General features: G+C 70.7%; 24 protein-coding genes and 2 tRNA genes. 7 read left to right on the top strand and 19 right to left on the bottom strand.

The window, feature by feature from the left end; genetic code table 11:
* Positions 1 to 621: 621 nt before the first annotated feature.
* Positions 622 to 843: a hypothetical protein gene (locus ABGB21_RS36220; RefSeq protein WP_347658650.1), complete on the top strand. Its 222-nt coding sequence runs from the start codon at positions 622 to 624 to the stop codon at positions 841 to 843.
* Between the two features lie 100 nt (positions 844 to 943).
* Here ABGB21_RS36220 and ABGB21_RS36215 read toward each other — a convergent pair whose 3' ends face one another.
* The 6 genes from ABGB21_RS36215 to ABGB21_RS36190 form a co-directional block, all read right to left on the bottom strand.
* A complete protein-coding gene (locus ABGB21_RS36215) occupies positions 944 to 1,741 on the bottom strand; it encodes a carbon-nitrogen hydrolase family protein (RefSeq protein ID WP_347681666.1) in 798 nt (265 codons plus the stop codon).
* Positions 1,742 to 1,851: 110 nt separating this feature from the next.
* On the bottom strand, positions 1,852 to 3,144 hold the full coding sequence (gene clpX / locus ABGB21_RS36210) for an ATP-dependent Clp protease ATP-binding subunit ClpX (RefSeq protein WP_347658648.1): 1,293 nt from the start codon (positions 3,142 to 3,144) through the stop codon (positions 1,852 to 1,854).
* Between the two features lie 211 nt (positions 3,145 to 3,355).
* Positions 3,356 to 4,021: an ATP-dependent Clp protease proteolytic subunit gene (locus ABGB21_RS36205; RefSeq protein ID WP_347658647.1), complete on the bottom strand. Its 666-nt coding sequence runs from the start codon at positions 4,019 to 4,021 to the stop codon at positions 3,356 to 3,358.
* A gap of 11 nt (positions 4,022 to 4,032) precedes the next feature.
* Positions 4,033 to 4,653, bottom strand: coding sequence for an ATP-dependent Clp protease proteolytic subunit (locus ABGB21_RS36200; RefSeq protein WP_331217575.1), 621 nt, complete (start codon positions 4,651 to 4,653; stop codon positions 4,033 to 4,035).
* A 143-nt stretch (positions 4,654 to 4,796) separates the two neighbouring features.
* Positions 4,797 to 6,143 (bottom strand): trigger factor, encoded by a 1,347-nt coding sequence (gene tig, locus ABGB21_RS36195; protein ID WP_347658392.1) that lies wholly within the window; start codon positions 6,141 to 6,143, stop codon positions 4,797 to 4,799.
* Positions 6,144 to 6,270: 127 nt separating this feature from the next.
* Positions 6,271 to 6,344 (bottom strand) — tRNA-Pro (locus tag ABGB21_RS36190).
* 284 nt (positions 6,345 to 6,628) lie between these two features.
* Between ABGB21_RS36190 and ABGB21_RS36185 the strand changes: the two genes are divergently transcribed.
* Positions 6,629 to 6,702, top strand: a tRNA-Gly gene (locus ABGB21_RS36185).
* 538 nt (positions 6,703 to 7,240) lie between these two features.
* Here ABGB21_RS36185 and ABGB21_RS36180 read toward each other — a convergent pair.
* Positions 7,241 to 8,053: a hypothetical protein gene (locus tag ABGB21_RS36180; RefSeq protein ID WP_347681664.1), complete on the bottom strand. Its 813-nt coding sequence runs from the start codon at positions 8,051 to 8,053 to the stop codon at positions 7,241 to 7,243.
* Positions 8,054 to 8,186: 133 nt separating this feature from the next.
* Between ABGB21_RS36180 and ABGB21_RS36175 the strand changes: the two genes are divergently transcribed.
* Positions 8,187 to 8,639 (top strand): hypothetical protein, encoded by a 453-nt coding sequence (locus tag ABGB21_RS36175; RefSeq protein ID WP_347681662.1) that lies wholly within the window; start codon positions 8,187 to 8,189, stop codon positions 8,637 to 8,639.
* Between the two features lie 100 nt (positions 8,640 to 8,739).
* On the opposite strand, the gene ABGB21_RS36170 is transcribed toward ABGB21_RS36175, so the two are convergent.
* Positions 8,740 to 9,069, bottom strand: coding sequence for a hypothetical protein (locus ABGB21_RS36170; protein WP_347681660.1), 330 nt, complete (start codon positions 9,067 to 9,069; stop codon positions 8,740 to 8,742).
* A 232-nt stretch (positions 9,070 to 9,301) separates the two neighbouring features.
* The gene (locus ABGB21_RS36165) at positions 9,302 to 9,943 is read right to left on the bottom strand and encodes a hypothetical protein (RefSeq protein WP_347681658.1); all 642 of its coding nucleotides are present in this window, start codon (positions 9,941 to 9,943) and stop codon (positions 9,302 to 9,304) included.
* 52 nt (positions 9,944 to 9,995) lie between these two features.
* Here ABGB21_RS36165 and ABGB21_RS36160 point away from each other — a divergent pair, with 52 nt between their 5' ends.
* Complete coding sequence (locus ABGB21_RS36160) at positions 9,996 to 10,703, top strand: hypothetical protein (RefSeq protein WP_347681656.1); 708 nt, start codon at positions 9,996 to 9,998, stop codon at positions 10,701 to 10,703.
* Between the two features lie 116 nt (positions 10,704 to 10,819).
* Here ABGB21_RS36160 and ABGB21_RS36155 read toward each other — a convergent pair whose 3' ends face one another.
* The 10 genes from ABGB21_RS36155 to ABGB21_RS36110 all read right to left on the bottom strand — a co-directional run bounded on the left by ABGB21_RS36155 (position 10,820) and on the right by ABGB21_RS36110 (position 17,972).
* The gene (locus ABGB21_RS36155; protein WP_347681654.1) at positions 10,820 to 11,383 is read right to left on the bottom strand and encodes a hypothetical protein; all 564 of its coding nucleotides are present in this window, start codon (positions 11,381 to 11,383) and stop codon (positions 10,820 to 10,822) included.
* A gap of 91 nt (positions 11,384 to 11,474) precedes the next feature.
* Positions 11,475 to 11,930, bottom strand: a complete 456-nt coding sequence (locus ABGB21_RS36150) for a hypothetical protein (protein ID WP_347658389.1) — start codon at positions 11,928 to 11,930, stop codon at positions 11,475 to 11,477.
* An 81-nt stretch (positions 11,931 to 12,011) separates the two neighbouring features.
* Positions 12,012 to 12,476, bottom strand: a complete 465-nt coding sequence (locus ABGB21_RS36145) for a GNAT family N-acetyltransferase (protein WP_347658388.1) — start codon at positions 12,474 to 12,476, stop codon at positions 12,012 to 12,014.
* 38 nt (positions 12,477 to 12,514) lie between these two features.
* Positions 12,515 to 13,009: a GNAT family N-acetyltransferase gene (locus tag ABGB21_RS36140; protein WP_347658387.1), complete on the bottom strand. Its 495-nt coding sequence runs from the start codon at positions 13,007 to 13,009 to the stop codon at positions 12,515 to 12,517.
* Positions 13,010 to 13,114: 105 nt separating this feature from the next.
* Entirely contained in the window at positions 13,115 to 14,035 is a 921-nt protein-coding gene (locus ABGB21_RS36135; RefSeq protein ID WP_347681652.1) for a DHH family phosphoesterase, read from the bottom strand.
* Positions 14,036 to 14,073: 38 nt separating this feature from the next.
* Positions 14,074 to 16,041 carry a PEP/pyruvate-binding domain-containing protein gene (locus ABGB21_RS36130; RefSeq protein WP_347681650.1) on the bottom strand — a complete coding sequence of 656 codons (1,968 nt, stop codon included), beginning with the start codon at positions 16,039 to 16,041 and terminating at the stop codon, positions 14,074 to 14,076.
* Positions 16,031 to 16,582 carry an adenylyltransferase/cytidyltransferase family protein gene (locus tag ABGB21_RS36125; protein ID WP_347658384.1) on the bottom strand — a complete coding sequence of 184 codons (552 nt, stop codon included), beginning with the start codon at positions 16,580 to 16,582 and terminating at the stop codon, positions 16,031 to 16,033. The genes ABGB21_RS36130 and ABGB21_RS36125 overlap by 11 nt, the downstream gene beginning before the upstream one ends.
* A gap of 101 nt (positions 16,583 to 16,683) precedes the next feature.
* On the bottom strand, positions 16,684 to 17,013 hold the full coding sequence (locus tag ABGB21_RS36120) for a hypothetical protein (RefSeq protein WP_347681648.1): 330 nt from the start codon (positions 17,011 to 17,013) through the stop codon (positions 16,684 to 16,686).
* Positions 17,014 to 17,094: 81 nt separating this feature from the next.
* The gene (locus ABGB21_RS36115; protein ID WP_347658382.1) at positions 17,095 to 17,556 is read right to left on the bottom strand and encodes a hypothetical protein; all 462 of its coding nucleotides are present in this window, start codon (positions 17,554 to 17,556) and stop codon (positions 17,095 to 17,097) included.
* On the bottom strand, positions 17,553 to 17,972 hold the full coding sequence (locus tag ABGB21_RS36110; RefSeq protein ID WP_347658381.1) for a DUF6069 family protein: 420 nt from the start codon (positions 17,970 to 17,972) through the stop codon (positions 17,553 to 17,555). Before ABGB21_RS36110 ends, ABGB21_RS36115 begins: the two co-directional genes overlap by 4 nt.
* Positions 17,973 to 18,080: 108 nt before the next feature.
* Here ABGB21_RS36110 and ABGB21_RS36105 point away from each other — a divergent pair, with 108 nt between their 5' ends.
* The 3 genes from ABGB21_RS36105 to ABGB21_RS36095 all read left to right on the top strand — a co-directional run bounded on the left by ABGB21_RS36105 (position 18,081) and on the right by ABGB21_RS36095 (position 21,122).
* Entirely contained in the window at positions 18,081 to 19,277 is a 1,197-nt protein-coding gene (locus ABGB21_RS36105) for a histidine kinase (protein ID WP_347681646.1), read from the top strand.
* Positions 19,274 to 19,927 carry a response regulator transcription factor gene (locus ABGB21_RS36100; protein ID WP_347681668.1) on the top strand — a complete coding sequence of 218 codons (654 nt, stop codon included), beginning with the start codon at positions 19,274 to 19,276 and terminating at the stop codon, positions 19,925 to 19,927. Before ABGB21_RS36105 ends, ABGB21_RS36100 begins: the two co-directional genes overlap by 4 nt.
* A 202-nt stretch (positions 19,928 to 20,129) precedes the next feature.
* Positions 20,130 to 21,122 carry an acetylxylan esterase gene (locus ABGB21_RS36095; protein WP_347681644.1) on the top strand — a complete coding sequence of 331 codons (993 nt, stop codon included), beginning with the start codon at positions 20,130 to 20,132 and terminating at the stop codon, positions 21,120 to 21,122.
* The last annotated feature ends 64 nt before the right edge of the window (positions 21,123 to 21,186 follow it).

Genomic DNA, 21,186 nt, shown 5'->3' with positions numbered 1-21,186 from the left:
TCAAACTCTCCAACAAAAACTTGGAAAATCAAACCCAGCAACAAATTAAACACTTGCTGCCAAACAAACAATTTGGCACTGGCTTATCAAGCACCCTGTTGAGTTCTCAAAGAACAAACACACACCGTTTGCGTTCCCACTTCGTGGGATTGCCTCCGGGGCAACTTGTCCAGGTTACCCGGTCGACTTCGCAGTGTCAAGGTCTTCTCAACCTTGTCCGCATCGCCCGAGTTTTCCCCGCGTCAACGTACACCACCAGGTGGTGGACGATCTTTCGGGGAGGAGTCCCGCAGACCGGCCGGTGTCGCTTCTCAGCGCACCCGCCCGGCTCCTGCCGGCCTCGAATACTTTACCCGGTTGGTCTCGCAATCTCAAGTCGACTCTCGCCGACCGAGCGCACCACCCGATCCCGGCCCTGTTCGGTATCGCCACCCAGACCCGGTGCTCGCGGCCGGCCTTCCGTCCGGTGTCCCGCTTGCAGAGAGAAAGTTACGCCTCTGGCGCGCCAGGCGCAAATCGACACGTCTCTCCGCGTCGTACACGAGGAATTCCTCCTCCGCGACGACTTCGTCCCGCCGCGGTAGGCCCGGCTGTCCCGGTCGTCATGCCAGAGTGTGAGGCATGGCCGTGCGACCGAGCGGGTTCGATGTCCTTGCCCAGGACAGCCTCTCCGCTCTCCTCCTGCCCTTCTGGCAACTGGTGATCGGTGGCTTCGTGCTGCTCGCGCTGGTCACGTCGGTACACCGGCTGGCCCGCAGAGGACGGTCCCGGATGACCACCGGACTCCTGGTGACCGCCTCGGTGATCGTCGGCCTGGCGGTGGTCGGCGTACTGCTGCAGTAGGCCGCACCACGGCTGCCGGTGCCGCCGGAGGAGAACCGCGGGCCCCGTGGCACACACCCACCGAGGCGTCGGAAACCCTCGCCGAGGTCGGTGCCGGCGTTCAGAGACGGCGGTTGGCCAGGCTGGGCAACTCCGCGCGGATGCTCCGCAACCGGTCGAGATCCAGGTCGACCACCACCGTGCCGACCGTGTCCGGCGCCTGGCCGAGCACCGTACCCCAGGGGTCGATCACCATGCTGCGCCCGAAACACGTACGGCCCGGATCGTGGTCGCCGATCTGGGCCGCGGCCGCCACGAAACACTGGTTCTCGATCGCCCTGGCCCGCAGCAGGACCTCCCAGTGGTCCCGACCGGTGTGCAGCATGAACGCGGCCGGCACCACCAGCAACTGTGCCCCACCGGCCACGGCCAGCTGGCGGTAGAGCTCCGGGAAGCGCAGGTCGTAACAGATGGACAGACCGACGCGTACGCCGTCGACGTCCACCACGACCGGGTCGGTGCCGGCGGCGACGGTCTGCGACTCCAGGTACGAGACGCGGCCGGGGATCTCCACGTCGTACAGGTGGATCTTCCGGTACGTCGCGGCCAGGTTGCCCGACCGGTCGAAGACCAACGAGGTGTTGTACGTGTGCGACGGGTCCGGCCCGATCTCGTGGAAGGAGCCGGCGAGCACCCACATGTTGTGCTGCCGGGCGAGGTCGGCGAAGAAGGCGGCGAACTCGCCCTCCACCGACTCCGGCTCCGGCATCCCCCGGCCGGGTCCGAGATAGTCGACGTACTCGGGAAGGATCGCCAGGTCGGCGCCGGCGGCAGCGGCTCTGCCCAGCAAATCGGCGGCGGTGGCCAGGTTGGCCTTCCGGTCGTCGCGGGAGTTCAGCTGACAGACGGCGACGCGCATGCGCTGAGCCTACGGTGACGGCGTCAAGCCGGGAAGGCGGTACGAAGCACGGCCCGCCTCCGGAAAGCCGGTGGCGGGCCGTGGAGAGGCCTTGACGACGGTACGGGCCGTCAGGCCGACTTCTCCTCGCGGTCGCGACGGGCCCGGCGGCCGGTGAACTCACGCGGCACGATCGTCGGGTTGACGTTCTCCAGGACAACACCCCGGGTGATCAGGACCCGTGCCGCGTTCGGGTTGCTGGGCACCTCGTACATGACCGAAAGCAGGACCTCTTCGAGGATGGCCCGCAACCCGCGGGCGCCGGTGCCGCGCAGCATCGCCTGGTCGGCGATCGCCTCCAACGCGGCCGGCTCGAACTCCAGCTCGACCCCGTCGAGCTCGAAGAGGCGTTGGTACTGCCGGACCAGGGCGTTGCGTGGCTCGGTGAGGATCCGGACCAGGGCCTCCCGGTTCAGACTCCGGACGTTGGTGATCACCGGTAGCCGGCCGATGAACTCGGGGATCAGGCCGAACTTGAGCATGTCCTCCGGCATCACCTGGCCGAAGATGTCGTCGGTCGACCGCTCCGACACCGAACGCAGGTGGGCGCCGAAGCCGAGCCCGCCCTGGCCCGTCCGGGCCTCGATGATCTGATCCAGTCCCGCGAACGCCCCACCACAGATGAACAGCACGTTGGTGGTGTCGATCTGGATGAACTCCTGGTGCGGGTGCTTACGGCCGCCCTGCGGCGGCACGTTCGCCACGGTGCCTTCCAAGATCTTGAGCAGGGCCTGCTGCACGCCCTCGCCGGAGACGTCCCGGGTGATCGACGGGTTCTCCGACTTACGGGCGATCTTGTCGACCTCGTCGATGTAGATGATCCCGGTCTCGGCCCGCTTGATGTCGTAGTCGGCGGCCTGGATCAGCTTCAGCAGGATGTTCTCGACGTCCTCACCGACGTAGCCCGCCTCGGTCAGGGCGGTCGCGTCGGCGATGGCGAACGGGACGTTGAGCATCCGGGCCAGGGTCTGTGCGAGGTGTGTCTTGCCACACCCGGTCGGCCCGATCAGCAGAATGTTCGACTTGGCCAGCTCGACCGCGTCACCGGAGCCGGGGCCGCCGGCGGACTCCGCCTGAATCCGCTTGTAGTGGTTGTAGACCGCGACCGAGAGCGCTTTCTTGGCCTGGTCCTGTCCCACGACGTACTGGTCGAGGAACTGGCAGATCTCCATCGGCTTGGGAAGCTCTTCCCACTTCACCTCGCCGGACTCGGCCAGCTCCTCTTCGATGATCTCGTTGCAGAGGTCTATGCACTCGTCACAGATGTAAACCCCGGGCCCCGCGATGAGCTTCTTGACCTGCTTCTGCGACTTACCGCAGAAGGAACATTTGAGTAGGTCGCCGCCGTCGCCGATCCGTGCCACCTACGTTCTCCCTGCGCTCATCGGCCGGCCCTGAACGGCCCTGGCCTACGGACGGTACGCCCCGTCGGTTCCTCGCCGGCCGGTTCCGACCGGCGGTGGGCGGTACAGAACCGACGTTACCCGCTGCGCGAGGTTTCTCCGACCCCCAAAACGGGTGTGTCAGGGGTCGGCCGTCGTACGCGACGTCCGGCCGGCCCCTGACCCGGGTTGATCAGCTCGCCGAGTTGGCCGCGAGCAGGCCCTTCTTACGGCTGGTCAGGATGGTGTCAACCAGCCCGTACTCGCGGGACTCCTCGGCCGTCATGAACTTGTCACGGTCGATGTCCCGGCGGACCCGCTCGATCGGCTGGTTGGAGTGCCGAGAGAGCATCTCCTCCAACTGGGTCCGCATCCGGAGGATCTCCCGGGCCTGGATCTCGATGTCCGAGCCCTGCCCGTAGCCGCCCTCGGTGGCCGGCTGGTGGATGATGATCCGGGAGTTCGGCAGCGCCATCCGCTTGCCCGGCGTACCGGCGGCGAGGAGCACCGCGGCGGCACTGGCCGCCTGCCCGAGGCAGACGGTCTGGATGTCCGGGCGGACGTACTGCATCGTGTCGTAGATCGCCGTCATGGCCGTGAACGACCCACCGGGCGAGTTGATGTACATGATGATGTCGCGGTCCGGGTCGGTCCCCTCCAGCGTCAGCAGCTGGGCCATCACGTCGTTGGCCGACGCGTCGTCCACCTGCACGCCGAGGAAGATGATCCGGTCCTCGAAGAGCTTGTTGTACGGGTTCGACTCCTTGACGCCGTACGACGTGCGCTCGACGAAGGAGGGGAGGACGTACCGGTTGTGCACCGGCTGGAAGCCGGACGACAGCATGGTCGGGTCGGTCATCGTCAAGCTCCTCAGTTCAGGGTCCCGGCGCCTTCCGGAACCTGGGCGGCTCCGGTGATCACCTTGTCGATGAAGCCGTAGTCCTTGGCCTCGTTCGCGGTGAACCAACGGTCACGGTCCGAGTCGGCCTCGATCTGCGCCTGGTCCTGGCCGGTGTGGTGAGCCACCCGCTCCTGGAACATCCGCTTCGTGTAGAGCATCTGCTCCGCCTGGATGGCAATGTCGGACGCCGTACCACCCATGCCACCCGAGGGCTGGTGCATCATGATCCGGGCGTGCGGCAGCGCGTACCGCTTGCCCTTGGTGCCGGCGCAGAGCAGCAGCTGGCCCATGGAGGCCGCCATGCCCATGGCGACGGTGGAAACGTCGTTGTCGATGAACTGCATGGTGTCGTAGATCGCCATGCCGGAGTAGACCGAGCCACCCGGCGAGTTGATCCACAGGTTGATGTCGCGGTCGGGGTCCTCCGCCGCGAGCAGTAGCAGCTGTGCGCAGATGCGGTTGGCGACCTGGTCGGTCACCTCGCTGCCCAGGAAGATGATCCGCTCCTTGAGCAGGCGGTTGTAGACCGAGTCGTCGAGGTTGCCACCGAACGCGTCCCCACCGCGGGCTTCGAGCACCCGCATGGGCATAGCTGAGAAGTCTGAACCAGTCATGGCAGCCCTTCGCTCTCCGTGCCGTCTTAGGCCCGACACTAACCGCTGACCGGGGCCGGAACGCCCCGGTCCGGGCACTGTTCGCTATCAGCGCAGTTGCCGCGCCGGGTCAGTCGGGGTCAGTGCGCGTGGTCGTGGGCGTCGGCGCTGGCAGCGCGGATCTCGTCCAGGCTGATCTGGGCGCCGGCCGCGTCGGTGATCTTGATCCGCTCCATCACCAGCGCGAGCGCCTTGCCGCGACGGACGTCGCCGAAGATCGCCCCGGCGGTGCCGGACCGGACCAGCTGGTCGTAGTACTGCTGCGGGGCCACTCCGGCGTGCTGCGCCCGGTGCACGATCTCGTGACCGAACTCGTCGTCGGTGACCTGCACCTCCTCGGCGTCCGCCAGGGTGTCGAGCAGCAGCTGGATCTTGACACCCTGGGTGGCCGCCTCGGCCAGCTCGGCGTCGATCTGCTCCTCGGTCTTCTCCTCGGCGGCGAGGTACTCCTCCAGCGAGGCGCCGATCCGCTCCAGCTGGTCGACCATCGCCTGCTTGCGGTGCTCGACCTCCTCACGGACCACACCCTCCGGAGCCGGCACCTCGGCAGCCGCGACCAGCTGCTCCAGGGCACGGTCCCGGGCGGCGTAGATCTGCTCGACCTTCTTGCCCCGGGTGATCCGCTCCCGGACGTCGCCACGGAGCTCGTCGAGGGTGTCGAACTCGCTGGCCAGCTGCGCGAACTCGTCGTCGAGGGCGGGCAGTTCCTTCTCCTTGACGGTCCGGACCGTCACCGCCACGTCCGCGTCCCGGCCGGCGAAGTCCCCGCCGACCAGCTGGGTCACGAAGGTCGTCGACTCGCCGGCGGCGAGGCCGACCAGGACCTCGTCCAGCCCGGGCAGGAGCTGCTTGCTGCCGACCTCGTGCGAGATGTTGGTGGCCGAGCCGCCCGGCACCTCCTCGCCGTCGACCGTCGCCGCCAGGTCGATCTGCACGTAGTCGCCCTCCTGGGCGGCCCGCTCGACCGTCTTCAGCGTGGCGAACCGCTCCCGCAGGCTGCTGACCTGGGCGTCGATCTCGCTGTCGTCGATCTGCAGCTCGTCGACGGTCACCTCGATGGTGGCGAGGTCGGGCAGCGTCAGCTCGGGGCGTACGTCGACCTCGGCGGTGAACTTCAGCGCGTCGCCGTCGGTGAACTCGGTGATCTCCACCTCGGGCCGGCCCAGCGTCTTCACGTCGTGCTCACGGACCGCGGCGAGAATGTTCTCCGGGATGGCGTCCTGGACGGCCTCGTTCAGCACCGTGCCGCGGCCGACCCGCTGGTCGATCACCGCCGACGGCACCTTGCCGCGCCGGAAGCCGGGCACGTTCACCTGCGAGGCGATCTCCCGGTACGCCTTCTTGAGGCTCGGCTCGAGCTCGACGAACGGCACCTCGATGGCGAGCCGCACGCGCGTCGGGCTCAAAGTCTCGACGGTGCTCTTCACAGGCGTACTCCTTGACGGATCTCGATCTTGATTCTGGGCCGGATTCAGCCCATCGAGTGTAGGCGAGCCGGCGTGGCTGCCCGGCGGCACGGGGTGGGCATGCTCACGCCGTGCCGGCGGACGACAGTCGGGGTGGCGGGATTTGAACCCACGGCCCCTCGCTCCCAAAGCGAGTGCGCTACCAAGCTGCGCCACACCCCGTGGCGTGGAAGAGTGTATGCCTCCACGCCCGGGTCGCGCCCGCCCGGTCTCCGCCCGCCCCTTCCGTGTCGTCCCGATCCAGCTCAATCCGGGCGTACGGGGAGCGCGTGCGTCGTCGTACGCCAGGCTTTGATCTTGGCTGGTCGGGGCTGCGGGGAGCGCCCGCCACCGCGCCCAGCGGGCGACGGGAGGCGGTGATCGGCGACGCCACCGGCATACCCGGTACCCACCCGGAAGGGTGACCGGTTAGGCTAGCGGTCGCGTCCCGGGTGACTGGGGCGAGCGCGGGCGTAGCTCAATGGCAGAGCTTCAGTCTTCCAAACTGACGGTGCGGGTTCGATTCCCGTCGCCCGCTCCACAACCTCCGGCTCAGGTCAGCGGCGTTTTCGCCGAACCTGGGCCGACCTGTTTCCCGCCCTGATCGATCTTGCGGGCCAGCCGCGTGCCATTAGCCGACACGGGCCGGTACGGCAGCTGGCCCGTCGTCCGGGTCGGAGCCCCTTACGCCGCCGCCCAGTCGACCGCCCGCCGCCAGTTGCCGGAACGCAACACCGCACCCTTCTCCCCCGGAGCGGTCAACCGCCCTTCCTCATCGAGGCAGAACGGCGACCAGCAGTAGCGACATCAGACCTCGACGAGGCCGCAGCGCTCATCTGCGCCGGGCTTCGGGAACTCGCACAGCCCCTGGCAGTGCCGGGCGACAGCAGCAACCAGCAGCAGACGACGACCGACGCCCAGGCAAGGTAGATGAGCATCACTGGCGGCAACCGATGGTCGCGGCATGTGCCGAAACGCTCTTTGTTGGGGTCAAAGCGGCCGGAAAGCAGGCTGCGGCGGCCTGCTCCGGGCTGGTGGCGACCTCCGGCCGGCGCCGGGCGAGGACAACGCCCTCATCGTCACCGATAAGACGCGGCGACGACTGCCTCGCGGACTGCCCGCTCGTACTGGTTGCGGCGGAACACGAAGGGCCCGAAGCTCCCGTAGTCGCGCTGGGTGCGGTGCGGCTGAGCGAAGCCCCGCCACGTCACCAGGTCGCCGGCGGCGCCAATGTGGGCTTCGAAGGGCCAGCAGCCGACCTCGCCGCAGTTACAACCAAGGAGGGCGACAGAGCCTCGCTTGGCCCAGTAGGCAGAGTCGGGTAGTCCCGTGAGATAGGCGGCGAGGTCGCCGAAGTCGAAGTGGTCGAGGACGATCCCGGCATACTCGCCGGGCGCGTCGTAACCGGCCGCGTGCTCGAAGCCGGTGGCCAACTCCACGAGGCTCACGTTGTCGACGTACGGCAACAGCTCGCGGCCCGGGTCGGGGCCATCGCCCCACGGACGGACCTCGAAACGGACCTGGCGGATGAGCTGTGGGGTCGGCACAACGCCAAGTTTGCCGGCGACCACAACGTACCCGTGATCAGCCGGGCGGTACGACCCGCTCGACCGGGCTGTGGCGGTCACGACCGCAGGCGGTCGAAAGTGCTGCTCCAACCCTGGTGCTGGACCCGGACTACCGACATATAGATTCCGGAACTCGTCGTCGTAGTCGATGTCGTCGATCCACCGGACGTTCCGCCTCATCTGGTCGGCAGCCAGGAAGACGGCCCCGTAGGCGGGCTCCCCGAACACCGTGCGGTAACTCTCGCCGCGGGCCGGCGCGGCCCACCTGCCTTCCCGCATCACATCGAGCATGGCGGGTGGGAGGGGGAGCCCGTCGGCGTACACGGGGCCGATGTTAGTTGTCGATGTCGTAGCCGGACCGACCGTGCCGATACACCTGCGCCAAGCCCTGGCCGTCGGACCGGAGCCTCGACGCCGGTCGGCCGTCATCCCCTGACGTGCCCGGTATCTTGGCGTCGTGCATGACGAACCGGGGCCGGGACTCCACAACGGGGAGGAGCGCGGAGCGACGTTCGAGGATCTGGCTGCTTTCCTCCAGCGGCCTGAACCCGACGGGTACCCGGTCCAGGTTGTACGCGAGTGTGTGTGCCGCTCGTGCGGAGGCCGGGCGTTCGAGGTCGCCGTCATGGCGGACGAGGCCGCCCGGCGGACATGCCTCGCGTGCCGGGAGACCGAGTTCATCGCCGACAGCGAGGAATACTGGGACGACGACGCTGAAGCCGACTACTGCTGCGCCTGTCTGTGCGGTGGTGAAGAGTTCGCGGCCGCCGTCGGATTCTCGCTGCGGGAGGACGGGGATGTCCGCTGGGTCTACGTCGGGCTCCGCTGTCTGGCCTGTGGTGCGCTCGGCCTCTACGAGGACTGGAAAATCAACTATGGCCCAAGCGCGTTCCTGCTCGATCGGGCCTGAGCCGGTTTCCCGGTCGGGGAACTACCTGTCCGCTGAGACAATCCGAGGCTGCCAGCCCTGACGGATCCCGCCGGTTGGGGAGGACGCGGTTCTCTCGTCCCTACCGCGACTCAGACCAGGCCTCCACGGCCGCGGCGAACTGGGCGACCGGAAGCCTCACGACAACCGGATCACCCGACGATCCGCTCCTCGACACCGCGAGCCCGAGCAGCGCGAGATCTCCCGCGCGCAGCCGCGACCGGGTCTGCTCGCAGGTCTCCTCGACGATCGGCGCCTCCTCGTCGCGCTCCCAGGCCGCGACGGCAGTCGCGGCCAACTCCCCGGGAACCAGGCATTCCACGTACGGGACGGCGGAGGCCAGCTGAGCGCCGATCCTGCGGAGGACCTCGACGTCCTCCCGGTATCGGCGGTACTCCGGTGGCTCACCCATGCCGGCAGCGTACGCGGGACCTATCGCAGCGCCCGCCCTGAACCGCACTGCACCCTGCGGACCAGGTACGCCTCCTGCACCAGGAGGCGCATCAGCTGTTCGCGATCCATGGCGTCGACGTTGGCGGATGTGGCCGCGCGCCTGGCCGCCGATCGCGGCCTCGTCTGCTTCGACCCGCAGCTGGAGCGACTGTGTCCGGGCCCGGTCAGGAGCGTCAGCCTGGGCATCACGGTCAGCCGAGGAGGCGGTGAGCCCAGTACAGCTGACCATCAGGTCCCATGTACACGAAGGCGACCAGCAGGTCCGACACGGCGACCGGAGCCGTGGCGATCAGGGGTTCTGCCGGTTGCCGCCGTGCGTCGGGGAAGATGCCGACGAAGGTCACCGGTGTCGCGTCGGGCGTCGTAACGTGGATCGAAGTTCCGCTGGTCGTCCAGACGCCGTCGACCTCCTGTCCGGCGATGCCTCGCAACCAGGGATAGCGGTCGGCGGCCTTCTGCAGGTATCCGTGTGACCCCATGCTTACCGCGTCCTGCCTGGGTGACGCGAGCCCGAAGACAGTGGGCTTGAGCTGGGTGCGTTTGTCCAGGACGACGATCCAGAACGTGGCGCCTCTTCGCAGCTCGGCGGGTGGCCGCCAGGAAACCCGTCCCAACACCAGTTGGTCACCGACGTCCGCATGTGGTGCGGGCTCCGCCCCGAGCGCGGCGGCGGCCCCCTCGTTGTCGACGAGCTCCAGCGTGGCGGTCAACGCAAGAACCTCCGGACCGTACGGCGCCCGGTTGTGCCACCAGCGCCAACCCGCGAACCCCGAGGTGCCGAGCACCAGCACCAGCACGGTGAGGCCCGCCTGGATCCGCCGTCGCCGCCGCATGGCCAGGAGTACAGCACATTCCGCCACGCCCACGGGTGCTTCAATCGTCTCCGTGCGGACCTGGAGTTCGGCGGCGTACGAGCTGCTCGGCGGGACGGCTGGTCGGCCCGACGAGCCGGATGGTCCGCTCGCCCAGCTCGAACACCACATCGGCGGACCGTTGCCGGCCGCCGTCCGGGAGTGGTTCCGGTACGGCGGCGCCGACCGGGCCGCCGCCCTCGGCGACGACCTGCTCACCCGTACCCGGGACCTCACCGGGCCTGACGTCGACCGCTTCCTTGCGGCCGGTCACCTGCTGCTCGGCACCGACAGTCAGCGCTGCTGCCGGTGGGTTGTCACCATCTCCCCCGGTGACGACGACCCACCGGTGTACCTGGTCGACCCGGATGATCAGGCATGCGCGACCCTCACCCGGTACGCGGACAGCTTTTCCGCCTACACGTTCTCGTGCGTCTGGGACGCGACCCTCTGGCGCAACGACCCGTTGACCGGCTTCGACCATCCACGTCCACCGGACGTCGTCGGCCGGCTGGCAGAACGGCTCACCGTGTTGCCGACCACGTACGGCTGGGCGATGAACCAGTCCTGCGACGCGGTGTACCGGTTCGGCGGCGAGGCGGAGGTCGCGTTGGCTGTTGTGGGTGACACCGCCGTCTGGAGTGCGATCCACGCGCCGTCGCCCGCGCTCCGGCGCCGTCTGGCGGACGTCGTCGGCATCCCGGGCGATGGGCAGGTTCCACACCGGCGGCGATCGACCTGAGGGGCAGATTGCCCTTTCCGGCAGATGCCGGATGCCAGCCGGCCTTCTCGGAGGGCAACCGGTACCCGTCGACGGATCACGGTGCCGGCACGGCGGCCCCACGAGCCGTCGACGGGTCACAGGTGTGGCGTCGCGCCCGACCGGGCGAACTCCTCGACCGCACGGAGCAGACCAGCGAGAAAGGTCGCCAGGTCCGGCGCCGCCATCCCGAAGCACGGGTCGTCCGAGGTGTAGACACCACCGACGACCTGACCCGCTGGAAGCCGGTAGACGGGCGCCCCGACCGGCGTCGCCAGTGCGTACCGGGTGCCACCGCCGTCGCTGGCGAACACGACCACGTCGGCGTCGTGCCGACCGCGTACCTGCCGGAGGTCACCACCGGCCAGCTGCGCCACGCTGTGGAGGAAAAACCCGTTACCCACGTCCGGCAGGTCGACCGCGCCGACCACCGCGTACAGCTTCCTCAGGTCGGCGGGAATGGCCAGGCCGGCGGCGGCGACCAGAGCGACACCGGCCGTCTCCGGCTCGCTGACGCCGTTGTCGCCGGGCGGATATCCGTAACGCGTCTCGAAGTCGAGGATGGCGGCGGCAGTCGCCGTCCTTAGCGCCGCCCGCCAGGTCCGCCACCAGCCCAGATCCGTGACGGCGTTGCCGGCGGCCGGCGGGTCGAGGGAGTCCATGACAGCGACGGTACGTCGGACGCGCCCCGGAGGCGGCGGCGCGGGACAGGGATGGACCGCGCCAATGCTGCTACGACCGCACCGGCCTGGCTCAGCCGATGTGCAGCAGCAGCACCTCGTCCTCGCCGAGCCGGGCGACGCTGTCGTGCAACAGGGTCAGCCCGTCCAGTCCCGCCTGGCCGCTCTCCTCGAACTCCAGCCCCATCTCCGTGAAGTGGTCCGCCAGCTCCGCCGCCACATGTCCGGCCGGGTCGAGCTGGCGCAACAGCTCCTCGTTGCCCGAGGTAATCAGGCTGATCAGGCCGTACGTCTCGGAGATCGCCACGGCCTCGGCGTCGAACTCGGCCGACTCCAGGTCCACGTCGCGATCATCCAGATAGGTCAATACGTGCAGCATGCAGTAACCCGACCAGTCGTAGCTCGTCGCCAGCCCGCGTCCGTGCTCAGCCAGGTAGCCGCGGAACGCGGCCGGCGACGTCCGGGCCAGCCGGGCGAGCTCCGGCACGTCGCCGCGATGCAGCAGGGTCAACGACGCGATGGCGGACAACCGGCACCGTCCTATCCACGATTGCGCGCCCCAACGATCCTGACGCACGGCCACGGTAGGCGACGGCACCGACAACAACGGTCAGGCGAGTGCGAGGCGGAGGACGACCTCGCCGTGGTCGTCGTGCTCGCCGGTCTGGCTGAAGCCGAGACGCCGGTAGAAGCCGGCCGGGCCGTCCTCCCCCGGTACGTGGCTGGTCAGTAGTTCCGTCGCCCCCTCCGCCCGGATCAGTTCCACGATCTGGCGTACGACCTGCTGCCCGTAGCCGCGACCCTGGTGCCGCTCGTCGATCAGCAGTTTCCACAGGAACCACGGGCCGAGGATCTCCGGCGGCTGCGGTGGCACGTTCCAGCTCACCATCACGAAGCCGACCGGCTCGTCTCCGGCGTAGACGGCGCGGTACCAGGGTCGGGCCTGCGGGTACTCGGCGGCCTCGGCCAGTGAGTCCGGCACCGAGCTGACAAAACGCTCCTGTTCCGGTGCGACCCGCAGGGCGAGGACAGCGGCGCGGTTCTCGGCGGTGATCTCCCGCAGCGTCACGGTCATGGCTGGCAGGCTAGCCGCAGACCGGCTCACGGCGGGGGTCAGCTCGCGCCGTCGGTCAGCTCGCGGAGGTGGCGCAGGCCGGCGCGTCCGTCCAGCACCACCTCGCCGAGCGGGGCGAACCCGGTGTGCCGGAGCACGGCAAGCGACGCCGGATTGTCGAGGGCGGCCGAGGCGTAGAGGCGCCGCAGCCCGTACGCGTCCCGGGCCAGCGCGCAGACCTGTCGTACGCCGTCCTTCGCCATCCCCCGCCCGGACACCCGTTCGGCCACCCGGTAGCCGAGCTCGGCACTGCCGTCGGCGATGTCGACGAGGTTGAACCGGGCCAGCACAGCGCCGTCGTCGTCCACCAGGACATGGAACTGGCAGGCGCCGGTGGCCTGTTCGGCGAGGAGAGCGCTGTGCCGGTCGGCGAATCCGGTGAAGTAGTCGTCGCCCCGATCCGGCACCGAACGCGCGAAGTAGGCTCGGTTCTGTCGCTCGAAGTCGAGCAGTGCCGGGGCGTGACGTGCGGCGAGCCGCTCGAGTTCGGGCATCGGATCACGGTAACAACCGCGGTTGGTGCCGCGCCGGTTCCGGCCCGTCCGCCGGGCTGCTGTCGTCCGTACCGGTGGGCGGTGGCGGTGGCGGCTGTTCGGTGGTCAGGGCTGCTGGGCGGCCAGCATCGGCACCAGGTGCGTCTTGCGCAGGAAGAGCTCGCCGGTCCAGCCGACCCCGGCGGCGAAGCCGATCCCGTACCGCCGGGCGATCCGCTGCTGCCAGTCGGGGTCGGTGACGGCGAGCAGGCTCGCCGAGGCGGCCAGGTCCGCCAGGTTCACCACCAGTACGTCCAGCCCCAGCCTGCCCCGCACCCGGTGGTACGCCGGCCAGAAGTCGTCACGGTCGGCGAGTGCGGACGCGCCCGGCGCCTCCAGTTGCGCCAGTCCGAGTCGGGCCACCCGGTGGGTGAAGACCTTGACGTCGGCCGCGAGGACAGCTTCGGTCGGGCCGTCGACCAGCCGGGCCCGGGCGGCCCGTAACCGAGTCGCGAGGGTGTCGCCGCAACTGGTCAGGGTGTCGAGCCGGTCGTACGCGGCCCGGTCCCGGGCGGTGGTCGAGGGTGCCACGAACTCGAGGGTGTTGCTGAGGATGCCGCCCTGGAGCAGCACCGCGACCGCCGGACCGGGTCCCGCGCCGCGCTCGGCGTACCGCTCGGCGATCAGGGTGCAGGCCGCGCCGACGTACTGGTTGTCGATCCGGGCGTGTGGGAAGGCCGAGGGGTTGCCGCCGGGATGGTGGTCGATCACCATCCGGACCAGTGCGGGGCGGACCCAGGTCGGCAGCTGCTCCGGGTGGTGGGTGTCGACCAGTGCGACCGAGTCGTGGTCGGACGGCGGCACGGTGGGTGGCAGGGCCACTCCGGCGACGGTGAACAACTCCCGCGTCTCGGTGTTGATCTCGCCGGCCAGCGCGACGGTGAGCGGTGCGGGAACCCCGGCCGAGCCGGCAAGACCGGCCAGGGCGACGCAGCCGGCCACCCCGTCGGTGTCCGGGTTGACGTACGACGTCGCGACGCCGACCATCCCGCTGTCTCCCTCCCGCCGGCAATTCTGGATCACTGTCAGCCCGGCACCGGAGCGGCGACGACAGTCGCGCGGTCCACGGCGGCCACGCCGGCGGTGAGCGCGTCCACGTCGAGCACCACCGCAGTCGCGGGGTCGCCGGCCGTACCGTCCGGTTCGGCGGCGGGGCCGGGCGTACCGTCCGGTTCGGCGGCGGGGTCGCCGGGCGGCCGGGGCCGGCCCGACGCGGCGAGTTCCCGCCACCGCTGCGGGCCGACCACGACGGCGGGTATCCCGAGTTCGCGCAGTACCACCCCGACGTGCCCGAGCACCGATCCGGTGCCGAAGACAAAACCGGATCCCCGACCGCACCGGTATACCAGCGGCAGCAGGTCGGTGGTGGCCCGTTCGGCAAGGAACACGACGTCGACGAACTCGTCCCCGCGATCGGGCCGGTCGTGCAGGTGGGTGTCGAGCGACGCCTCCGCGCGGTCGGGCGCGGCGACCGTCAACCGGCCGCGGGCCCGCCCCGCCGAGATGACCCCGGTGTCGAGCAGGCCGACGTCGGGCGGGGTCGCCGGGCGGTCCGGCTCCGCGACGTCGATCAGGTACGCCCGAACGGTGTCCCCCTCCGCCAGCAGCCCGAACTCCAGGACGGCGTGCTCGGCTCCGGTCAGCATCGGCCGGAGTTGACGTACCGCCTCGCCCAGCTGGGAGTCGGTGGGCAGGTGCCGGATCGGCCGTTCCTCGCGTACCACGTGACCGTCGACGAAGCGGTAGGCGGTCTCCTGCTCCGGACAGTGCCGGGAGAGCACCCGCGGCGTCCGGTCCAGCACGTACCGGGAGGTGACCACCACACCCTTCGGGACGAAGTGCCCCTGCGCGAGTTCGACCAGGTAGCCGTCGGCGGTGCGGCGCAGGATCCCGGTCCACGGCGCGTCGTGGATCTCCTGCACCAGGCAGACCGCCAGCCACGAGGTCCCGAGCCCGCGTGCCAGCACCGCCGACACGGTCGGGTCCAGGTCCGGACCGGCCGTCGCGAACTCGCGTACCACCGCGTTGTCGACCCGTTCCGGCCAGAGCAGCACCACGCTGAGGCCGGCCGCCCCCGGCTCCGACCCGAACCACAGCCGGCGTCCGTCGGCCGGGTCGCGGCCGACCACCGCCGTGGCCCGCGACATCGGTACGCCCGCCCGCAGCGCCCGCCGCCGCAGCGCCAGCTTGTGGTGCCCGGCCACGATCCGGGGCAGGGCCCCGATCGCCTCGACCGAGGAGAGTTCCACCTCGGCGGCGGCGGGCAGCACCACCGGCCGGGCCTGCAACACCCAGAGCGTGCCGGTGCCGGCTTCGACCGCCCACTCCAGATCCACCGGTACGCCCCAGAGCGCCTCCACCCGCAGGCCGACCGCCCGCAACTCGGCGATCCGGGGCCGCATCCCGGTCAGCGGGGTGCCGGTCCCCTCCGGGAGGTCACCGGTCCTCGGCAGTTCGACGTACTCGCCGGGGACCCGGCCGTCGACCAGGCGGTCGCCCCGCCCTTCGACAGCGGCCAGCACCAGCCGTCCCCGGTCGTAGGTGATCGGGTGTGCGGAGAAGAGCACACCGGCGAACGCGCAGTCGACCAGGCGCTGCAGGATCACCCCGGTCGGGCGGGTGCCGGCGGCCCGGCGCACCTCGGCGACGGCTTCGGCCGCCTCGTCGGCGGTCATCGTGCCGAGCACCGTGCGGAACGAGCCGGCCAGGGACCGCTCGGCGCTGTCCTCGCCGTACACCGAACTCCGGACCGCCAGGGGTGCCCGGTCCGGCACCGCCGGCCCGCCGACGAGGGTCCGCAGCACCTCCCGCAGTTCGGCGGGGGTCGGTGGTGCGGTGTCGGCGGGTACCACCACCGCCGGTGGTACGGCGATCCCGGCCTCGGCGAGCCGGCGCAGGTTCCACGCCTTCCCACCCCAGGCGTGCCGCCGCACCGGTCGGTCCGCCCGCAGTGGCCGGATCACCGCCGGCCCGTGGGCCGGGTCAGATGTCACGGCCGTAGCTGTCGAGCAGCGGGACGACGCCGGGCGAGACGTACCGCTTCCACTCGGCCGAGCCGGCCCGCAGCGCGGCCCTGATCTCGGTGCCGGTGGTCAGCCGTTGCGCCATGGTGCGCCGCCACAACGTCTCCACCGGATAGCCGAGCGCTGCCAGGCCACGCCGCTTGCTCTCCCCCCACTCGTCGTAGATCGTGATGAAGAAGGTCGCCTCGTCGGGCGGGGGAAGGTACTGGGACAGCCGGTCCAGCTGGTTGACCGGTGCCGGGACGATGCGCAGGTCGTCGTGGGTCCAGCCGGCGTCGAGGCAGGTGGCCTCCACCATCGTCGCCCGCTGGTGGAAGGTGAACGGGTTGTTCCGGCCGGCCGAGCGTCCCGGGTCCTCGGCGGTCGTGCCGAGGTCGTGCAGGTCGGGATTGGTGATGCCGATGACGAGTCGGGCGCACCGGCGTTTCGCCGCCTGCAGGTACTCGAGGTGGCCAAGGTGCACGGGCTGGAAGCGTCCCAGCACGATGCCGTACCGCCGCTGCTCGGTCACGGCTCGACCACCCCGATCATGTGTCGTCGATGGACTGGCTCTGACCGAGGGTAGCCATGCTCGCACCCGTCGTATACCCCGGCATCGGGACCGACGGCTGCTCAGTAGGATCCGCCACCGCCACCGCCACCGCCACCGCTGTCCGAGGAGGACGAACCACCGTCACCGCCACCCCAGTCACCGCCACCATCGGTCTCGTGCCGGTCCTCGACGCCGTTGTGCCCGAGGAGGCCGCCGACCCCGAAGTAGCCGCCGATGCCGCCCGTCCGTTGTCCCCGCCGGACCCGCTGGTCCCGACGGAGCTGCCGCGCCGCGCGGCGGGCACGTTCCCCCGGAGTCAGCCGGGACTCCTGCCGCCGGACCGCGACGACGGTCGCCGCACCGGTCGCCAGCACCACCACGAGCGTCACCACGACCCAGAAGCCAGTCACAGCATCGACGGTAGACACGGCTGTCCAGGCCCGGCGGTGCCCGACCTCGGCCCGGCAGCCCACCGCTTGGTGGACCGCCGGTCAGTGGGGTCCGATGGCGCCGACGATCGCCATGATGGTGAAGGTCCGCCCGCGGCGGCGGCTCAGTACCGCGAAACAGGCGCTCAGCACGACCAGGTCCAGTTCCGCCCAGGCGCCGGTGACCTCGACCCGGACCGGCGCGCCCGGCCGCCGGGCCTGGTGCACGGTGATCCGGTTCGCGCCCCTGGTGAGGGCGCTGACGCACCGCCCCGGCGCCCACCGGACGGGCCCGCCGGGGCCCGGCACCCGCGATTCGTCCGGCTGCAGCCGGACAACCGGCCGACCGGCCGACCGGGCCACCATCCCGAGCCGGTGGACGTCGGTGCTGGCCACCTCGAAGCTGCCGGCGGCGGTCCGGATCTCGCCGCGTCGCATCGAAACGCCGGTCCGCAGGGTGGCCGGACGGTCCGCCAGGACATAGGCACCGCGCCGCCTGCGCAGGGTCAGGATCGACGTGGTCATCGCGGGTTCCGTCCACCGGCCCGGGGCAGTCCGACGATGAGGACGCCGGCGCAGACCAGGTGCAGGGCGACCAACCCGAGCCGGGCGGCCGGATCGACCCCACCGAGCGGGCCGACCAGCGAGCCGACCAGCACCACCGAGGCGACCACGGTCCAGATCAGGCGGGCCCGTGCGGTGAACCGCTCCAGGAGTGCCAGCAGACCCCAACCGGCCAGCGCCGCGATGCCGGACGCCACCGCCACGGCGCCGGGTCCGACCGTGGCGACCGGGTCACCGGTACGGACCGCGAGGTCGACACCGGCCAGCGAGTCGAGTGCGAAGAAGACGGCCTCGGCGGCGAGTATCGTCGCGACGACCACTCCGGTGCGGCGTACCCCGGTGGCGGCGCCGGTCCGGGAAACCCTGGTTTCTGTCATGTCGCCGAGTCTCGGCGGCGAAGCCGGGGCGGGGCATCGGACCGGCGGGCCCGGGCCGTACGACTTTGGTCGGTGGCCACCGTCCACCGTCACATCTAGCCTGGTCACATGGTTGCGACCGACTTCGACTGTCCGCCCCGACCGGTGGCCCGGCGACCATCGCGGTCCACAGTGGTCGTCTCCACCGCCGCGGTCGGGCTGCTTGTCGGCGCCACCGTCTGGAGCCGGCTCGCCGCGGAACCGGCCGGCCTCGACTGGCTCGACGTGGCGGTCGCGGTGACCGGGTGCGCGCTGGTGCCGGTGACACTGCGCTGGCCGGTCGGCGGTGGGCTCGCGCTGGGCCTGCTGGCCGTGCTCTCCCCGGTTGCGACCCCGGCCGCCACGTTCGGTGCGTTCCACGTGGCCCGGCGGCGGCCGTTCGCCCAGGCCGTCGTGGTCTCCGTCGTCGGGGTGGCCGGGCACGCGGCGCAGGGCTGGTGGCGGCCGTACCCCGGGTTGTCGTACGGCTGGCTGCTGCTGCTCACCGTGCTGGCGTACGCCGCGCTGCTCGGTTGGGGCACCTGGGCGCGGGCCCGGGCGGCTCTGGTGAACTCGCTACGGGAGCGGGCCCGCCGGGCCGAGGCCGAGCAGGGCCGCCGGGTGGTCGAGGCCCGGCTGGCCGAACGGACCCGGCTCGCCCGGGAGATGCACGACGTGCTGGCGCACCGGCTGTCGCTGCTCGCCGTCTACGCGGGCGCGCTGGAGTATCGTCCCGACTCGTCGCCGGAGCGGCTCTCGGCGGCCGCCGGGGTCATCCGCGCCGGCGTGCACCAGGCGCTCGACGAACTCCGCGAGGTGATCACGCTGCTCCGTCAGGATCCGACCGACACCGAACCGGACGGGCCCGGCCCGGCACTGGACGACGTCCCTCGACTCGTCGGGGAGGCGCGCGAGGCCGGTCTGGTCGTCGACCTCGACGACCGGATCGGCTTGCCGGTCGTCGCGATGACGGCGGTGACCGGACGGACCGCGTACCGGGTGGTCCAGGAGGCCCTCACCAACGCCCGCAAGCACGCCGGCGGGCAGCCGGTGACGGTGACGCTGGCCGGCGAGCCGGGCGGGACGCTGACCGTCGACGTACACAATCCGCTCGCGCCCGACGTCGAGGCGGCGGCGGCCGACGGGCCGGACGCCGACCTGCCCGGCGCCGGACTCGGCCTGCTCGGGCTCGCCGAGCGGGTGGGTCTGGCCGGCGGCCGGCTCGACCACGCGGTCGACGCGGCCGGCGAGTTCCGCCTGCGGGTGGAGTTGCCGTGGCGGACCTGAACCGACCGGTACGTCTGCTGCTCGTCGACGACGATCCGCTGGTCCGGGCGGCACTCACCATGATGTTGGACGGCGCTCCCGGAATCTGCCTGGTCGCGGCCCTGGCCGACGGTGACGAGGTGCCGGCGGCCGTCGACCGGCACGAGGTCGACGTGGTGCTGATGGACATCCGGATGCCGAGGGTCAACGGGATCGTGGCGACCCGGCGGCTGCGCGCCCGGCCCCACCCGCCGGAGGTGGTGGTGTTGACGACCTTCGACACCGACGACCACGTGGTCCGGGCGCTGCGGGCCGGGGCGAGCGGCTTCCTGCTCAAGGACACCCCGCCGGACCGGATCGTCGACGCGGTGCACCGGGTCGCGGCCGGGGAGCCGATCCTGTCGCCGGCGATCACCCGACGGCTGATGGAGCGGGTGACCACCAGCACCGACGCGTACGAGCGGGCCCGGTCGTCGCTGGCGGCGCTGAGCCCCCGGGAACGGGACGTGGTGCTGGCGGTGGCGCGGGGGCGGACGAACGCGGAGATCGCCGCCGAGTTGACGATGACGGTGGCCACGGTGAAGGCACACCTCACGCACATCCTGACCAAGCTCGATCTCGGCAACCGTACGCAGGTCGCGATGCTCGCCCACGACGCCGGTCTGCTCTGATCGTCGCCGCCCCGCGGGGATTCCGGCCGCCGCCGCGCAACCGTACGCTGGGCAGTCGACGTCGTAAGTTGATCATCTGTACGCACCGGAGGAGTGTCGGCCGGCGCCGAGGCCGGCCCCGACCCCGTCGGTGACGTCGGACGGCGATATCGAGGGCAGCGTCGGGCGGTGACGTCGGACCGCTGCGGGGAAGGGAATGGACATGCTTGTCGACTGGCCACTGGAACGGCTGCGCGACTACCTGCCGGAGCGGGACGAACCGGCAGACTTCGACGAATTCTGGGCCGACACGTTGCGGCAGGCGCGGGAGGCCGGCACGCCGGCCCGGTTCGAGCCGTACGACGCCGGACTCGCCACAGTGGAGGTGTACGACGTCACCTTCGCCGGTTTCGCCGGCCAGCCGGTACGCGGCTGGTTCCTGGTCCCGGCTCACCTGGAGGGCCGGCTGCCCTGCGTGGTCAGCTACATCGGGTACGGCGGCGGCCGCGGCCTGCCGCACGAGTGGCTCACCTGGAGCGCCGCCGGCTACGCCCACCTGGTGATGGACACCCGGGGCCAGGGCAGCAACGGCTACTACGTCGGCGACACCCCCGACCCCGACCCGGCCGGTCTGCCGCAGACCCCCGGCTTCATGACCCGGGGGCTGACCGACCCGCGGAGCTACTACTACCGGCGGGTCTTCACCGACGCGGTCCGGGCCGTCGACGCCGTCCGGGAACACCCGAGGGTGGACCCGGAGCGGGTGGTGGTGACCGGCGGCAGTCAGGGCGGTGGGATCACCCTCGCGGTCGCCGGACTGGTCGACGGGCTCGCCGCCGTCCTGCCCGACGTGCCGTTCCTCTGCCACTACCGGCGGGCCACCGAGATCACCGACGCGAATCCGTACCAGGAGTTGGTGACGTACCTGAAGACCCACCGGAACCACGTGGAGACGGCGTTCCGCACGCTGAGCTACTTCGACGGGGTCAACTTCGCCGCGCGGGCGACCGCCCCGACGCTCTTCTCCGTCGCGCTGATGGACGCGGTCTGCCCGCCGTCGACCATCTTCGCCGCGTACAACCACTACGCGGGGACGGAGAAGGAGATCACGGTGTGGCCGTACAACGGGCACGAGGGCGGCGCGGGATTCCAGTTCCCCCGCCAGGCCGAACTGCTCCGCCGGATTCTCGGCAAGGACGAGAGCACGCTCGGCTGACCCGTCGGCGGGCCCGCCCCGCGGTGTGACGGGCGGGCCGGCCCGCCGCCAGCACCCCCCGCCG

Origin of the sequence: Plantactinospora sp. B24E8, assembly GCF_039871735.1 — a bacterium.
Lineage (GTDB): Bacteria > Actinomycetota > Actinomycetes > Mycobacteriales > Micromonosporaceae > Plantactinospora.
The sequence above is the reverse complement of the archived record's forward strand: the minus strand, read 5'-3'. Positions and strand labels throughout refer to the sequence as shown.

What these genes read in the sequence shown, in the direction of transcription:
- ABGB21_RS36205 (WP_347658647.1), bottom strand. Translation starts at nt 4,021, where the DNA reads ATGACCGACCCGACCATGCTGTCGTCCGGCTTCCAGCCGGTGCACAAC.
- ABGB21_RS36095 (WP_347681644.1), top strand. Translation starts at nt 20,130, where the DNA reads ATGCTTGTCGACTGGCCACTGGAACGGCTGCGCGACTACCTGCCGGAG.
- ABGB21_RS36170 (WP_347681660.1), bottom strand. Translation starts at nt 9,069, where the DNA reads ATGGGTGAGCCACCGGAGTACCGCCGATACCGGGAGGACGTCGAGGTC.
- ABGB21_RS36220 (WP_347658650.1), top strand. Translation starts at nt 622, where the DNA reads ATGGCCGTGCGACCGAGCGGGTTCGATGTCCTTGCCCAGGACAGCCTC.
- ABGB21_RS36135 (WP_347681652.1), bottom strand. Translation starts at nt 14,035, where the DNA reads ATGGTCGGCGTCGCGACGTCGTACGTCAACCCGGACACCGACGGGGTG.
- ABGB21_RS36155 (WP_347681654.1), bottom strand. Translation starts at nt 11,383, where the DNA reads ATGGACTCCCTCGACCCGCCGGCCGCCGGCAACGCCGTCACGGATCTG.
- ABGB21_RS36215 (WP_347681666.1), bottom strand. Translation starts at nt 1,741, where the DNA reads ATGCGCGTCGCCGTCTGTCAGCTGAACTCCCGCGACGACCGGAAGGCC.
- ABGB21_RS36140 (WP_347658387.1), bottom strand. Translation starts at nt 13,009, where the DNA reads ATGCCCGAACTCGAGCGGCTCGCCGCACGTCACGCCCCGGCACTGCTC.
- ABGB21_RS36200 (WP_331217575.1), bottom strand. Translation starts at nt 4,653, where the DNA reads ATGCCCATGCGGGTGCTCGAAGCCCGCGGTGGGGACGCGTTCGGTGGC.
- ABGB21_RS36110 (WP_347658381.1), bottom strand. Translation starts at nt 17,972, where the DNA reads ATGACAGAAACCAGGGTTTCCCGGACCGGCGCCGCCACCGGGGTACGC.
- ABGB21_RS36105 (WP_347681646.1), top strand. Translation starts at nt 18,081, where the DNA reads ATGGTTGCGACCGACTTCGACTGTCCGCCCCGACCGGTGGCCCGGCGA.
- ABGB21_RS36115 (WP_347658382.1), bottom strand. Translation starts at nt 17,556, where the DNA reads ATGACCACGTCGATCCTGACCCTGCGCAGGCGGCGCGGTGCCTATGTC.
- ABGB21_RS36165 (WP_347681658.1), bottom strand. Translation starts at nt 9,943, where the DNA reads ATGCGGCGGCGACGGCGGATCCAGGCGGGCCTCACCGTGCTGGTGCTG.
- ABGB21_RS36145 (WP_347658388.1), bottom strand. Translation starts at nt 12,476, where the DNA reads ATGACCGTGACGCTGCGGGAGATCACCGCCGAGAACCGCGCCGCTGTC.